We start from the raw sequence: 16,297 nt of genomic DNA on the forward strand, positions 1-16,297 counted from the left end.
CCTCCGGCAGGCCTGCTTTTGCTTCCCGGACCCCGTCAGACTCCGTCCTGCGGACCCGCCGGCAACGTGAACTGAAAGACGACGCCGCGCGGCTGGTTGGCGCTCGCCCATAAGTGTCCATTGTGCGCATTGATGATTGAACGACAGATTGCCAGACCCATCCCCATTCCGTGAGGTTTGGTGGTGAAATATTCATCGAAAACAGCTTCGAGCATTTGTGGATCGAGTCCTGGCCCGGTGTCAGCGACCTTCACGAGCACAGAGCCAGGTTCGGCCAAGCAGGTTGTAATGAACAGATCTCGTGCTCCATCGGCCGTTGTGGCCATGGCCTGGATCGCGTTGACAAAGAGGTTGAGCAGAACCTGCTGCAACTGCACTCGATCGCCCTTGATGAGAGGCAAACGGTCCGCGAGCTGCGTCTTCACCGAAATCCCCTCTTTGAACGTTTCGCTACCGATCAGGACAATCACCTCTTCGACCGCCTCATTGAAATTCAGGAGCTCCTTGCGTGGCGGCGCTTTCCTGTAGAGGGCACGAAGTTGGCTAATCACTTCGCCGCCGCGTTGTGCGTCATTGGCGATGGCCTCTAATGAAGCTTGCACTTGTTGGAGAGCAGGGGGGCTCCTGCGCAGCCAGTTCAAGGCTGCGCCGGCGCTGATGGCAACAGCGCTGATGGGTTGGCTAACCTCATGGGCGATCGATGAGGTGAGCTGTCCCATGGTTGCGATTCGGTTCGCGTGCGCCAGCTCGAGCTGCATTTCCTGATAGCGCCGCTCGCTCTCGTGCGCTTCGGCTTCAGCCCGCCTGCGTTCTGTCAGATCAAGTACGAAAGAGATGCTCTGATCGGAAGATCCGGCCACTGCGGCCGAGCCGACCAGCACCGGAACCCGGCTGCCGTCCTTTCTAAAGTACTCCTTCTCCCGGGGCGCGACCTCTCCCGACCGGCGAAGTTGCTCAATTCGCTCGGCATCGTCATTTTCGTATTCTGGCGGCGTCATATCCCTCCAGCTCACCGCTCCTGACATCAGTTCCTCTTTGGAATAGCCGGTCATGCTCAGGAAGGCCTTGTTGGCGTAGCTGATTTTACCGGTAGCATCCCAGAATAGAATTCCGATAATGCTGGAATCGACGAGTCGTCGGATGCGGGCCTCGCGCTCCTGCAGGTCGCGGTACAGAAGGGTGTTCTCGAGCGAAATCGCGGCCTGAGCTGCCAGCATTTCCAGCACCGCGACACGTTCCGGCGTGAATGCGTGTGTGGTCAGGCTATTCTCGAAATAGAGCAAACCGGTTAGCTTGGCCTGTTTGATCAGTGGCAGGCAGAGGATCGATCTGGGGTGCCGGCTGTTCAAGTATTCGGCGTCGCAGAGTGAATCGGGCCGCGATGCGTCATCGATGATGGCCGGTTTTTGCGTGCGAATGACATATCGCAGCAGCGCCTCCGCACAATCGGGACCGGAGACGAGGGCCTCACGCATCGACACGGTGAACTGATCAGCGCTCGACTGGGCTTCGGCCTCGATCCGGAAGTCGTCGTGGCGCGGCAAAATCAGCAGGCCGCGGTCTGCTCCGGCGTTTTGCAGCGCGATCTTCATCAACGACTCGATGAGCCTTGGCAGCTCGATCTCACTTGATACAGCCTGCGACGCCTTGACGACGGCGGTGACGTCCAGTTGCTGGACCGAGCCACCCGCCTTCGCGACTGTGCGATCGTCTTCCATCACGTGCAATTGCGGGTAAAGCCGCTCGAGCTGCCTCACCTTGGCATCGGCGCCCCAACGGAGATATCCATAATGTGCGTCGCGCAGATAGGTATAAGCGATCTTCTCGAACCCTCTCGCCAAATAGAACCGTCCGGCGAGCTCGTTGGCGATAGCCTCATTATGGACAAAGCCGCTTGCGCGCGCCGCGCCGATAGCCCGATCGTAAGCGCGCATTGCATCGAACTCGCGCCCCTCGATACGCGCGACCTCCGCCTCAACGAGGGCGGCGCGGTCCGCGAAATCCTCCGGGCAAATGCTCGCCCATTGCTGCAGCTGATTGCGGTGGGGTTCCAGCGCTTCAAGACACAGCGCTCGCTTCTCTGCGGATGCAGACTCGCCGTGAGCTGCCTGCGCCAGCGCGGCATAAAAGTGCAGCTCCGCCCGATCGAACAGGGCCTTGGAGGTCCACAACAGTTCTTCCGCGTTCTCCGCCGCCGTGACCGCGGTCGAATCGTCGGCAAGGACGCGCACCTGCAGCTTGCGGACCCAGTACCAGTAGCCAGCATGCACCAGCTGCGGGTCAGCCTTCAGACGTCGTTCAAACTGCTCTTCGCTGAAATCAGCATCATCGAAGCTGCCGAATTTAGTCGTCAGGCCGCGGAGCGCCCGGATCAGCTGCAGCTGCCCAGTGATTCTGTCTACCGCAAGGTCAACCCGCATCTTCCGCGCGAACGCAATTCCGGCCTCCGCTTCCCGCTGCACCTCGGTGAGCGGATCGCCACAGGCGAGAAGGTGCGTGATGAGGTGGTGACGGCTGAAGCTGGCATAGTTGAAGTCGCCATCCTGCTGCGCCGCGTCGAAGGCTCGCCGCAGCAGCGGCCGCCCGGTTCGGACATGCCGTGTCCAGCTGCCGAAGCCGAGGTAGACGCGTGATTTGAAGCGGTCCAATCCGTTTCTTTCGACCAGGTCAAGGCCGAGCTGCGTGAACTGGTAACCCGCCTCGTAATCGTGAAAGTCAGGCCCAAGCACGGTACCGAGCAGGATATAGGCCAGGCACGCCGCATCCGAGTTGCCGAATTCCAGGCTCAGATTCGCCATGCGCGCGATGATGAGGCGACGCAGGTTCTCGTCGATGAACCAGGCGGGCGACACCAGGACGGTGAGGACGTCCATGGTGCCACGCGCAACCGGGTCGGTCATCCGGGGCAAATCCAGCAGCGCCTCGATCTTGCGCGGGCCGATTTGCCGCCACATCCGCTCATATTCCTGCGCGACCTCCGGCAATGTGGGCTGCTCGGGCCATGCGATGCCGACGCGGCGGAGATAGGCGAGGCCGATTTCGACGTCACGGTCGTTTGGTTCCATCTGCAGCCGGGTAACGGCAGCCAAATCGGGGAGGGTAGTGGTACGGCCCGCCAGTTCGGCAAGGCGCGCTTTCGAAGCGGCGTGGTCGCCGGTCAAGAATTCGCACTCGGCGCGCTGCAAGGCGAGCGCAAAACTGAGGGCGTAAGTCCGCCCCCAACGGTCTTCCGACAACATCGCCTCACCGGTGCTGAAGTGCGCGAGCGCCATGGCGAAGGCGGTTGCGGCCTTCGCGCGCCGGCCGGCCAAGAGGTTCAACTCGGCCGATTTTTCCCGCTCCTCCGGATCGGTGATCAAGTCAGCTCCGCGATTGAGCTGGCTCACAATTTCGAAGACGTTTTCCTCGATCGCTTCCGGTGGCGTCCGTGCCGCGAGCAGTCGGCCGATCCGCAGATGGACTGCGGGCCGGTCGCGCTCGGGGATCAGCGCGTAGGCCGCCTCCTGAAATCGGTCGTGGAGGAACCGATAGGCGCCTGGCTGCGGCTCGACCAATTCCTGACGAACGGACGGCCATAGCGCGGCATGGACCTGCTCCTCCGGAATTCCAAGCACGATCGAAAGCATTGCCGTCTCGGCGGTGTTGCCGAGGCAGGCCATCTGCTGCAGGGCGGCCTGTGTCGCAGCCGGAAGGCGAGTAAGCTTTCCGAGCATGAGGTCCACGACGTTATCGGTATATCGCTTGGCGTGAATGCCATCGAGATCCCAAGACCAGCGTGCAGCGGCGTGGTCGAAGGTGAGCAATGCTTCTTCGACTAGCGAGAAGATGAATTGAATAGCAAAGAACGGATTGCCTCCGGTCTTCTCGAGCACCATCTGGGTGAGCGGTGCCCCCTGCTCCGGCTCGCAGCGAAGCGTGTCCGCGAGCAACTGCCCGATGTGCTCGCGGCCAAGCGGCGCAAGCGTGATCTGGGTGACCGTTCCGCCCGCGAGCTTGACCCCGTGGAGCATGCGCGTCAGGGGATGATCGGCATCAACCTCATTGTCCCGATAGGCAGCGATCAACATCAGGTGCTTCAGATCTGACCGCGTCAAAAGGTCCTCAAGCAGCTCGAGCGTCGCAGCATCGAGCCATTGGAGATCGTCGAGAAACAGCACTAGCGGATGTTCGGCGCGGGCGAACACGCCGATGAACCGCTTCAATACCTCTTGGAAGCGGCCTTGCGCCCGCTGCGGCGGAAGCTCCGGAGGCGGAAGCTGTTTGCCGATGATGAGCTCGAGCTCCGGGATCAGCTCGACCATCAGCTGTGCATTGGGACCGAGCGCCTCCAGAAACGCGCGGTGCCAGCCGCTCAGCTCCGCGTCGTTCTTACCAAGCAGCGGTCGAATGAGGCTCTGGAACGCCTGCGCGAGTGTCGCATAGGGGACGTCGCGTTTGTGCTGGTCGAATTTGCCCGACGCGAACAGCCCGCGTGAGGGAATCTGCACCTTGTGCAGTTCATTGACGACCGAGGATTTGCCGACGCCGGAATATCCCGAGACCAGCACCAATTCCGGTACGCCGCTCTCGACGACGCGGCCGAAGGAGGCGAGCAATGTCTCAACCTGGTTCGACCTTCCGTACAGCTTCTCGGGGATCAGCAGCCGGTCGGGAGCGTCGTGCTGCCCGAGCGGGAAATCGTCGACGCGGCGCTGGCACTTCCACTCCGCAAGACAGCGCTGCAGGTCCCGCTCGGCGCCGGCCGCAGTTTGATAACGCTCCTCCGCCATCTTGGCGAGCAGCTTCATGACGATCCGCAACACTGCAGGTGGGACATGTTCCGATCTGTCGCTTTGCAGTGTTGGCTTTCTCGCGATATGGCAATGCACCAACTCCATGGGGTCGGCCGCCGTGAAGGGGAGGGAGCCGGTCAGCATCTGATAGAGCGTGACGCCGAGCGAGTACAGGTCGCTGCGGGAGTCGATTGATCGGTTCATGCGCCCGGTCTGCTCGGGTGCCATATAGGCGAGTGTACCGGCGATGGATTCGGGAGCCGCCGGAGATTGTCGTTCGCGCGGTCGGCGCGACGCAAAACCGAATCCGGTGAGCCGCACGTTTGTCCTGGTGTGATTCACCAGAATGTTGGCCGGCTTGATGTCCTTGTGCACGAGGCCGCGCTGGTGGACCCTGCCCAAGGCCGCTGCGATTTGAACGGCTATACAAAGGAAGTCACCCATCTCCATGGGCGCCTCCATCAGCCTGGTGAGTGGGTCGCCGCCGAAATCTTCAAGCAGAAGAATGGGCTTGGCATGATCCCGCAGGAGTTCTAGCGGCTTCGCTGCCCACGTGCCGTCCAGCTCGTTCATCAATCCGAATTCATGCGTGAGGCGATCAATGCTCTGCGGATTCGGATGTTCAGCTGCCGGGAGAACGGCCAGCACGGTCTTGCGCTCGCCCTCAGTGCATTCACGAACTGCACGGCACAACAGAATTCCATCCTCTTCACAGAGGACCTGTAGTCCATGGGCCCAACCTGCGCCCAAAAGTGAAGGAAGGATCATCTCCGTAAACCATGCGCGCACCCTCGAGCCGAAGGAGCCGTTGCGTTCCCCTTGAAGTCGCCTCATAGAGTGGGGCGTCGTCAGCAGATTTCTATTTGCGCGTGCTGGCGAGGAGATCCCGACGAGCGCGCAATTCGTGAAACTACGGGCCTATCTGTCACGCCTTGATTCCGGGGCCCGACTGGCTACCGCCTACCGCAGCCAAAAAGTATCACTAGGCTCAAGTCCGTCAACTTGCCCTGGCAAGCCAAGCACCGCTAGTCAGGCGCGTTCGACAACCGTCAAGATCTCAGTGCGGCTCCTCTTGGACGAGCCGTTCCGTCAGCCGGGCGAATTCAGGCGCTGTCTTGATCTTGTCGGAGCGCGATGGGTCGACCGCAATCATATTTGCGCTGCAGCAAATGAGCGGCCTCAAGAGGAAGGTCGATCACGACGGCTTCGCCGTGACCCGCGATATCATCCGCGAGATGGACAAGTCGCCATCGGGCGGCGCGTGGTACTGACCAACCGCGAGCACATCTTCGCGACTGAGATCGCGTAAGCCGGCGGCGCACAATGCCATCACCGCTTCCGGATAGCCCTCCGATCCGCAATGCGCATTCCATGCGGCGAAGGCGGCAGCGATCGCTGGCGGAGCCAGGCGCAAAGATTCATTGTGTACGCACGATCTAGCCGGCTTAACCTCTTCCGCGTCAGCCGCGCTTTCGCTGAGAGGGTGACTTAAACTCCACGACCTCGTGCTTGTCACACGGATCAGGTGGCTCATTCTTCTTCACGATTAGCTCAAGCTCGAGAGCCTCGAAGGCGAGTTCATCCGCCAAGCGCCTGAACAGCTCGCGCTTTTCTATGTCCGTCGCCCGCTGACTCATCAGCGTAAACTCTCTGGCGTCAGCGCGGACCTTTTCCAAACGTCGTCGGAGGTCCTTCATGTGTGCCGGCTTAGCTTTTAAAATTATCCTCGGCCCGAGCAATCAGATTGCTTGCTCGGATCCACCGGGAGGCAACTGCCGAACTCGAGACTGGTTCTATGCGGACCGCCAATTCGCCGCTCCTCGTGCTGCGATATTTAGCCATGCTCCATGATCCGGCCCCTGTTCAGGGATTGCGGCCTGAGGACGGCAGTCGTGGCTGATGAGCCATCTCTGTCCGGCGCTCGCCCGATGATGCATAGAACTAGCATACCTGAAGGGCGCTGAATGTCCGAAAGCGCACAGACGCGAGTGTTGCGCCGGACTAGGCTGCGAACGATCGTGGACGCTCGCGAAGCGCTCAGGGCCCAACGGCATCGGCGGATGCTAAACGTGCCGGCTGCGGTGAAGCGGCTCCGTCCGCGAACGCTGTGTTGCCGGCTGCGTGCCGGGTACGAGGCAGAGTAAGCTCGGCAGATTAGATCAACGATGGTCGTTCTCGTGCGTACTTTCCTTCTCATGGTAGGAATTTGGCTGCTGGTGAACGTTCTGTTCGTTGTAGCTGTCCTGCCCTCGCGCAGACCGGCACCTACTCGGCGCGCAGGAATTCCATCTCCGGTGATGATCAACAGGACGGCCGGTCGCTCGGACGATCACGACCCACCACTTCTGAAGCGCGAGATGACGCCGGTTGCAATCAGAGTTCTTTTCGTCGTCGTCGTCCTTCCAGCTCTTCGGGCGTGGAATGCGGTCAGGCGGCACTTCAGAGGGTATCGCGACTAGACGGGCCATCGCGCGCTTGAGATTCTCGTCGATGTCTTCACTGCGCTATGGCCGTGCCTCCAAGCATGGGTATAGCCGAACTGCCACACGTACAATGGTTCCGTTGCGTCGCACTTAGTTTGGCACTGCCTTAACCGGACATTCGGGTACGATGATGGTCACCCTTTTGGATCGGACTGCATCATGCGGTACAAGGTGTTCGTGGTGGACGGCAGCCGGCAAGTGATCTGCGCTGCCAAGCTCGACTGCATTGACGAGCAGACGGCGAGGCGCCGAGCCGAGCAAATGCATGACGAGCACGACGTTGAGCTTTGGGAAGGCGATCGACTCGTTGCGGTGTTCCGAAGTGCAACGTCGAATGAAAGTCGGAGCTAACGCGCGATCCTGAATAGGCGGCCGGTCTCGCCGCCGCGTTAGTTCAAGCGTTGTCTGGCTGGTTGGCGACGCGTCGCAGCGAAGCAAAGATCGCGAACCGAAAGCATCTGGGAGACAAGCCGTAGAACTCCGGTGTCGGCCTCGCAAGGAGGGGCGCAAAAGCCTTATTGTCATTAATTTGATGCATTAATCAAAAAATCAATAGATAAATAAATAAATGGACAGTGGCTTTAATTCAAAATAGGTTCGATTTAATCGAGATTGAATGATCGTGGCGCTTCCTAGTCACGGTCGTCGCTTCTGAAGCCGCGAATATTGCAGAATCAGTAAGTTGCCAAGACGTGGCCGGCCAAGCACCGATCACGATGGGCAAGGGGGATACCGCTCCAGATCTTTTCACGCAACTTGGCAGCAATTGATCGATGGTCGCTGGTGGACGTAGCACCCTCCGAGCGAGCGCTATCGGTTTTGCGTGAATTGATTTTGCGGCGACGCTCTCTGCTCGGCATTGGCAGACGAGGGTTGCGAATGACGTGCACGCATTTTGTAGCAATGTCCGGCGGGGCTCGGGCAGTTTCGAATTCTTCTTCGTCAATTTGCAATCCTTCGATCCAGCCAAGTTTGCGGTTTGCAAACATGGCGGCTGTCAGGTGCGCGACCGTGCGCACGACATCCGCTCGCGGGCTCGGAGCGACTCTAGCCTCGAGCGGAGTTGAGCGGCACGTGCTCTCTTGGCACATTTTCGAAGCGCTGAGCAGGACGGTAGGCATCCTGAGCAGCTGGGCATTCTTCTTCAACAGCATAGACAAGCCAACGGGCGATCATCCCCGCGCCATTGTGCAATTTCTGCCGGTCCGTGAATGCGGGCGGCGCATCACCCAGAGGATTTGAGCTATGGCGACGCAGACAACGGGCGGCGGCAGCACGGTTTCGTTCGGCAATACTCCGCAAGCTAACTCGGACATTTTCTCGTTTACGGAAGAGGCCAGCGACATTCTCATCTTGAACGTGCTGGCAAATGACCTCGGGGGCGCGGCCAAGACGCTGTTTTCGCTGGACGACGGCACGAGCGCCTCCGCGTCCACCAAGAGCTACGCACCTGCTGACCTGCTGGTCAAGGACGTGGCGTACAGCAGTGACGCCGCCGGCATGGCTGGAACCCGTGACCGCAGCGCGCTCGGTGCCCGCATCTGGATCGAGTCGGACGGCACCGTTCATTACGACAAGGGCGACATCAACGCTCAGCTTCAGGCGCTGGCGGTCGGGCAAATGTTGACTGACACATTCACCTACGCGATCCAGCTGGGCAATGGCACGCTCAGCTGGGCGACGGTGACACTCCAGTTCAACGGCGCAAACGATTCGGTCTTCGCCACATCAAGTCCACAGAGCGGCTCGGTGGTAGAAGACGCGAATGCCACACCGGATCTCTCGGATTCGCAGAGCGCGGCCGGCACTATCAGCTTCAACGACGCCGATCTCAGCGACACGCATTCGGCCTCGTTCGCGGCAGCCTCTTCCAACACGACTTCGCTCGGCACTTTCTCGCTCGATCCCGTCAACGAGGCGGCCAATGCCGCCAACGGCGCGGTGCAGTGGCACTACAATTTGAACAACGCGGCTGCGCAATACCTCGCCGCGGGCCAGACCGTCACCGAGAGCTTCGTGGTGACGATCGAGGACGGTCACGGCTCGACAGCTACCCAGACGGTGACGGTCACGATCACCGGCACCAACGACGCGGCCACGGTCTCTTCCGAGGCGAAGTCCATTACCGAGGGCGATGCGGCGGCGGCGATCAACACGAGCGGCCAGCTGACGATTGTGGATCCCGACACGGGTCAGGCCCATGTCGTAGCGCAGAGCAATGTTCCCGGGACCTACGGCGACTTCACGATCGATGCCAACGGCGCCTGGAGCTACACCGGCAATGGCGCCCATAACGAGCTCACCGCCGGCCAGCAGGTGCAGGACCAGTTCACGGTCACCAGCCAGGACGGCACCGCGACCGGCATCGTGACGGTGACGATCACCGGGACCAACGACGCTGCGACCGTGAGCTCCGACTCCAAGGCGGTGACGGAGGGCGACATTGCGTCCGCGCTGAACACCTCCGGGCAGCTGACGATTGTGGATCCCGACACCGGCGAAGCCCATGTCGTCGCCCAGACCAACGTCCACGGCACCTATGGTGACTTCACCATCGATGCCAACGGGGGCTGGAGCTACACCGGCAACGGTGCCCACGATGAGCTCACCGCCGGCCAGCAGGTCCAGGACCAATTCACGGTCACCAGCCAGGACGGCACCGCGAGCGGCACGGTGACGGTGACCATCACCGGCACCAACGACACTGCCACGGTCTCTTCGGACTCGAAATCCGTCACCGAGGGCGATACCGCCTCCGCGCTCAACACCAGCGGCCAGCTCACCATCACCGACCCCGACACCGGCGAAGCCCATGTCGTGGCGCAATCGAACGTCCACGGGACCTACGGCGACTTCAGCATCGATGCCAACGGGACCTGGAGCTATACCGGCAACGGCGCGCACGATGAGCTCACCGCCGGCCAGCAGGTGCAGGACCAGTTCACGGTCACCAGCCAGGACGGCACCGCGAGCGGCATCGTCACGATCACCATCACCGGGACCAACGACACCGCGGCCGTGAGCTCGGATTCGAAGGCGGTCACCGAGGGCGACACCGCAGCTGCGCTCAACACCAGCGGCCAGCTCAACATCAGCGATCCGGATACGGGCGAAGCCCATGTCGTGGCGCAATCGAAGGTCCACGGCACCTATGGTGACTTCACCATCGATGCCAACGGCGCCTGGAGCTATACCGGCAACGGCGCCCACGATGAGCTCACCGCCGGCCAGCAGGTGCAGGACCAGTTCACGGTCACCAGCCAGGACGGCACCGCGAGCGGCATCGTGACGGTGACCATCACCGGCAGCAATGATGTGGCCACGGTCTCTTCCGAGGCAAAGCCCGTCAGCGAGGGCGACGCTGCCGCCGCATTGAACGCCTCCGGCCAGCTGGCGATTGTGGATCCCGACACCGGCGAAGCCCATGTCGTGGCGCAGAGCAACGTCCACGGCACCTACGGCGACTTCGCGGTCGATGCCAATGGCGCCTGGAGCTATACCGGCAACGGTGCGCACAATGAGCTCACCGCCGGCCAGCAGGTGCAGGACCAGTTCACGGTCACCAGCCAGGACGGCACCGCGAGCGGCACGGTGACGGTGACCATCACCGGCACCAACGACACTGCCACGGTCTCTTCGGACTCGAAGTCCGTCACGGAAGGTGACACTGCCGCCGCATTGAACGCCTCCGGTCAGCTGACGATTGTGGATCCCGACACGGGTCAGGCCCATGTCGTAGCGCAGAGCAATGTTCCCGGGACCTACGGCGACTTCACGATCGATGCCAACGGCGCCTGGAGCTACACCGGCAATGGCGCCCATAACGAGCTCACCGCCGGCCAGCAGGTGCAGGACCAGTTCACGGTCACCAGCCAGGACGGCACCGCGAGCGGCATCGTCACGATCACCATCACCGGGACCAACGACACCGCGGCCTTGAGCTCGGATTCGAAGGCGGTCACCGAGGGCGACACCGCAGCTGCGCTCAACACCAGCGGCCAGCTCAACATCAGCGATCCGGATACGGGCGAAGCCCAAGTCGTGGCGCAATCGAACGTCCACGGCACCTATGGTGACTTCACCATCGATGCCAACGGCGCCTGGAGCTACACCGGCAACGACGTCCACGATGAGCTCACCGCCGGCCAGCAGGTGCAGGATCAGTTCACGGTCACCAGCAAGGACGGCACCGCGAGCGGCACGGTGACGGTGACCATCACCGGCACCAACGACACTGCCACGGTCTCTTCGGACTCGAAGTCCGTCACCGAGGCCGATACCGCATCGGCACTCAACACCTCGGGCCAGCTCAGCATCACCGACCCGGATACGGGCGAAGCCCATCTCGTGGCTCAGAGCAATGTTCACGGGACCTATGGTGACTTCGCGGTCGATGCCAACGGCGCCTGGAGTTACACCGGTAACGGTGCCCACAACGAGCTCACCGCCGGCCAGCAGGTCCAGGACCAGTTCACGGTCACCAGCCAGGACGGCACCGCCACCGGCACGGTGACGGTGACCATCACCGGCAGCAACGATGCGCCGGTGCTGAATGCCAATGGCGGTTCACTGTCCTATACCGAGGGGCAGGCGGCGACCGCGATCGATACCGCGCTGATCGTGTCGGATGTTGACAGCACGAATCTGACCGGCGCGACGGTCTCGATCACGGGCAACTTCGCCTCCGGCCAGGATGTGCTCGGTTTTACCGATCAGAACGGCATCACCGGTAGCTATAATGCCAGCACTGGGGTGCTGACCCTGACGGGTTCGTCGAGTGTGGCGAACTACCAGGCGGCTCTGCGCTCCGTGACATATTCGAACTCCGGTGACAATCCGTCGGGCGCGACCCGCACCATCAGCTACCAGGTTGACGACGGCCAGACGGTCAGCCACGCCAGCAATATCGTGACCTCGACAGTCACCGTCATCCCGGTCAACGACGCGCCGGTGAATACGGTTCCGGGAGCACAGACGACAAACGTCAACACGACAAAGGCGATCACTGGACTTAGCATCTTCGATGCCGACTCGGACGGCGCCACTGAAACGATCACATTGTCGGTAACCGACGGCACCTTGACCGTTTCGGGAGGTACCGCAGGGATCAGCGGCAGCGGAACATCCACGGTGACGCTGACCGGAACAGTCAGCGCCATCAATTCCACGCTGGCCTCGACGGTCAGCTACGTTCCGACACCGAACTTTGCCGGAACGAGCACTCTGACGATGACAACGAGCGACAATGGCCACACCGGAGCGGGTGGTGCATTGACCGATGTCGATACCGTGACCATTTCGGTCACGAGCCCCAGCCCCTTCGCTCTCACGACCGGCACCGATACGGTCATCTATGCATCGGGCACCAATACTGTGACCGGCACGCAATCTCCCCTAACGCTAAACAACGGTGACATGCTGACTGGGGGAAGCGGTACGGACACTCTCGCAGTCAGTGGCGGCGGTTTGGGGCCATTCACCTTCGGCGATGGTGCTGGAAGCATTGGGCTGACAAATTTCGAGACAATAAGTCTGAGTGACAGCAACAACGGAAATCACACTGACGCCTTGACGTTCCTTTCGACATTCCAAAACGGAGGAACGCTCACGATCGATGGATCTGGCATCACTGGTAACGGCGACCTGGTCGTAGACGCCAGCGCAGTCACGTCTGGATCGTTTGTCATCATGGGCAGTTCGGGAAACGGCGGTGATGATACCCTCAAGGGCGGTTCCAGTAACGACACGATCAACGGTGGCGCAGGTACTGGTGCGGATCGGATCGTGGGTGGTGGTGGCGCAGATGCGCTGACTGGTGGTGGTGGGAACGATACATTCGCCTATCTCCGTGTCACCGACGCCGGTGACCACATCACCGACTTCAGTACCTCAGGGGACAAGCTCGAATTCACGGTGACCGCCGGGCGTTTCGTCATTGGTGATGTCGATACAAGTGTTGAAAACGTCAGAACTGGCAACAACGCTGCGATAAATCTCGCCAACACGGAAGTCGGCATCAAAACAGACGCATCCGTGACGACAGCGACAGTTCAATCAACGATCAACGGTTACTCGAATATCACGACAGGGGCCCTGTTCGTATTCCACAATTCGACAGTGGGCCACGCGCAGGTCTACTACGATCCCAATCCGAGCGTGGCGGGCGGCGCGATACTCGTTGCAGATTTGGACAATCTGACCACTCTGGCCAGCATAACCGGTACCTTCAGCGCGGCGGACTTTGCGTTTGGAACGGCGCTTGCTCCTGCGGGCGTATCGGGGCAGCCCATCAATCTGGGTCTGACCAACTCGCCGGCCAACGAGGGGCAACTCGCCACGGTCACTGTCGCCAGCATGCCCGCCGGCTGGACGCTGAATGGTGGGACGCTGCTCGGCGATGGCAAGTGGACGATCGAGACGACCGACGTCAGCTCGCTAATGGTGACATCGCCAATCAGTTTCGTCGGAGCTTTGCACCTCGACGTGACCGTGACTTGGATGCAGCCGGACGGCTCGGCTGTCATCGAGACATTCGCCGACAATGTTGAAGCTTTTGCAACGGGCTCCCCCATCATCGCTATTTCCGGCGATGACTATCTCACAGCGTCAGGTGGCAGCGATCTACTTGTATTCTCTCGGCCGATCGGCCACGACGTCATCTATAATTTCGACATTGCGCATGATCAGATCGATCTGATCGGCTACGCCGGCTTCAAGACGTTCGCCGACATCCAGACGCAACTGTCTAGCGACGATGACGGTGATGCCGTCATTACGCTGGCCGATGGTCAAACGATCACCTTGAATGGCATCGATGCCGCCTCGCTCGCAGCGGACGACTTCGTGTTCGACTTTGAGCCCACAGTCGACAACGCCGCCACAATGATGATCGGCAACGGCGCAATGCTGCCTTTGTCTGGTAACATCCACAATACGGGCACGATCTCGTTGAACGCGACCGGCGCGGAGACCAACCTCCAACTTGTCGGGCACGGCATTCTGCTTGAAGGTGGCGGTCAGGTGCTGTTGTCCGACAATAGCGAGAATACTATCAGTGGAGCTGTTTCCGACGTCACGCTGACCAACATCGATAACACCATTTCGGGAGCCGGACAGCTTGGCGAGGGGACATTGCGCCTTGTCAACCAAGGTACAATCAACGCCACCGGCACCAACGCGCTCGAGATTGACACCGGTAGCAACATCATCGTCAATTCCGGAATGATTGCGGCCAGCGGCAGCGGCGGTCTGGTCGTCGACAGCAACATGGACAATTCGGGGCTGCTGTGGGTGCATGGCGCCAACATCACTCTCAATGGCACCGTAAGCGGCAGCGGCACCGCCCTGATGGATGGCGTGGCTACGATCGAATTCGGAGCTGCTTCATCTGCGCATGTTGCGCTTGATGCCGCAGCCACTGGGACAATCGTGCTCCATGACTCCTTCGACTTCAGCGGCGTCGTGTCCGGGTTCAACGAAGATGACCACCTGGATCTGCTCGACGTCGCATTCGGGGACGGCACGACTACAAGGTATGTCGCCAATCAGGCCGGCACTGGCGGAATCCTTTCGGTGACTGACGGAGTTCATACCGCCAATATCAGCTTGCTGGGCCAGTACGATCCCGCGAGCTTCCAGGCTGAGGCAGATAAGAACATGGGAACGCTTATCAGCTACCACGCGGATCTAGTCTGACGCGTTGCGGGGAAATGGCTAAGGGTGCCGACTGCAAAGTCGGTACCTGGTTCGCCTGGATATCCTAACGCCTTGCTGACTGCCCTGAGGCATCCCGCCGTTTCTGAGTAGCCGGCATCTCGTTGGGTTTGAGCGAATCCCGCTCCTGTTGCGACTTTTCGCACGTCGTGAAAGTTGCTTCATGCGTGCCGAGCGGGCGCAGCATCGATTAATTTTATTATAGCGATGTTCATCCGTAATAACCCGGTGATTCTTTGCCGGCTCCAGCCAGTGCTCTGCCCAGGATTCGATTGCTAGGTTAGCTATCGCGTTCGTATTACGGCGTTTTTGTCGATTCCTGGTCGGTCGCGACGGGCTCGTTTTGCGCTGGGTTATTCAATTAAGGCATTAATACATTAAATGTTGACGATAATAAATATTTAATGGATAGTTTACCGCTGGCGGGGCCGGAAATAAATCCGCAGCCGCTGAAGTTGCCGAGGTGTCTGTAAATTCATCTTGAAAGAAGGGTTTCCTCCTATGTTGCATCATTTCATCGAGACCAAGGAAGCGTTGAAGCGTCTGCGGACGGACCAGGACGGCGTGGTGTCATTCGAATACATCATCGTCGCGGTTTGCATCGTTGGCGCAGTAGGTGCCGTGTTCGGCGGTGGAGCTGGTGGCCAAATCGGGGCCGCCCTGACGACCGGGATCACCGCTATCACCACCGCCTTCGCCACCGCGATCGCTGGCTGAAGCGGCCATTTGACACCAGAGGGGGGCATCGGAATGTGTCCCCCTCTCGAATGTTCTTTCCTGCATTCCTAGTGTGCCTTCCACCTCTTTGAGGCATGCATTTTCATGACCTGGGTTTCATACGTCGCCTCGATACTGGAAATCCTGTTGTTGCTCTACGTCGCAACGATCGATGTCGCGACGCGCCTGATCCGAAACGAAATGTGTCTGGCGCTGGCGGCGCTCGGGATCGCCAGTCAATTGCCCAATCCAATGCAAGTTGCCGAGTCGCTGATATCGGCCGCGATTCTCTTTCTGCTGCTGTTCGTCCTCTACGCGCGCGGAGGGATTGGCGGCGGCGATGTCAAATTGCTGACTGCGCTGGCGATCGGGTTTCCAGTGACCGGCCAGATTCAGCTCCTGACCATAACTGCGCTGGCCGGCGGCGTTCTTGCCCTGGTGCATCTGATGATGCGCCACCTGCCTCATCCCAAACTGGCACCCGCCAGATCGTCACTCCCGCGCCGGGTCTACGCGATCGAACGTTGGCGCCATTTGCGACACGCCCCGCTGCCCTACGGAGTTGCAATAGCGTGCGGGGGTATCTGGACGATTTTGAGCAAAGGATTGTGA

7 protein-coding genes are annotated in these 16,297 nt (G+C 60.4%); 4 read left to right on the plus strand and 3 right to left on the minus strand.

What is annotated here, in order from left to right; genetic code table 11:
- Positions 1-35 precede the first annotated feature (35 nt).
- Both ACNJYD_RS11130 and ACNJYD_RS11135 read right to left on the minus strand, forming a co-directional pair.
- Positions 36-5,540: an AAA family ATPase gene (locus ACNJYD_RS11130; RefSeq protein WP_439366400.1), complete on the minus strand. Its 5,505-nt coding sequence runs from the start codon at positions 5,538-5,540 to the stop codon at positions 36-38.
- A gap of 692 nt (positions 5,541-6,232) precedes the next feature.
- Positions 6,233-6,469: a hypothetical protein gene (locus ACNJYD_RS11135; RefSeq protein ID WP_212255190.1), complete on the minus strand. Its 237-nt coding sequence runs from the start codon at positions 6,467-6,469 to the stop codon at positions 6,233-6,235.
- Positions 6,470-7,414: 945 nt separating this feature from the next.
- Between ACNJYD_RS11135 and ACNJYD_RS11140 the strand changes: the two genes are divergently transcribed.
- The gene (locus ACNJYD_RS11140) at positions 7,415-7,606 is read left to right on the plus strand and encodes a hypothetical protein (RefSeq protein ID WP_439366401.1); all 192 of its coding nucleotides are present in this window, start codon (positions 7,415-7,417) and stop codon (positions 7,604-7,606) included.
- A 323-nt stretch (positions 7,607-7,929) separates the two neighbouring features.
- On the opposite strand, the gene ACNJYD_RS11145 is transcribed toward ACNJYD_RS11140, so the two are convergent.
- The gene (locus tag ACNJYD_RS11145) at positions 7,930-8,274 is read right to left on the minus strand and encodes a hypothetical protein (RefSeq protein ID WP_212255191.1); all 345 of its coding nucleotides are present in this window, start codon (positions 8,272-8,274) and stop codon (positions 7,930-7,932) included.
- Between the two features lie 226 nt (positions 8,275-8,500).
- On the opposite strand from ACNJYD_RS11145, the gene ACNJYD_RS11150 reads away from it, so the two are divergent.
- From ACNJYD_RS11150 to ACNJYD_RS11160, 3 genes are all read left to right on the plus strand, one after another.
- Positions 8,501-14,950: a VCBS domain-containing protein gene (locus tag ACNJYD_RS11150; protein ID WP_439366402.1), complete on the plus strand. Its 6,450-nt coding sequence runs from the start codon at positions 8,501-8,503 to the stop codon at positions 14,948-14,950.
- A gap of 519 nt (positions 14,951-15,469) precedes the next feature.
- Positions 15,470-15,685 (plus strand): hypothetical protein, encoded by a 216-nt coding sequence (locus ACNJYD_RS11155; RefSeq protein WP_018318137.1) that lies wholly within the window; start codon positions 15,470-15,472, stop codon positions 15,683-15,685.
- Between the two features lie 105 nt (positions 15,686-15,790).
- The gene (locus tag ACNJYD_RS11160; RefSeq protein ID WP_172785657.1) at positions 15,791-16,297 is read left to right on the plus strand and encodes an A24 family peptidase; all 507 of its coding nucleotides are present in this window, start codon (positions 15,791-15,793) and stop codon (positions 16,295-16,297) included.

Origin of the sequence: Bradyrhizobium sp. SPXBL-02, assembly GCF_051853065.1 — a bacterium.
GTDB lineage: Bacteria > Pseudomonadota > Alphaproteobacteria > Rhizobiales > Xanthobacteraceae > Bradyrhizobium.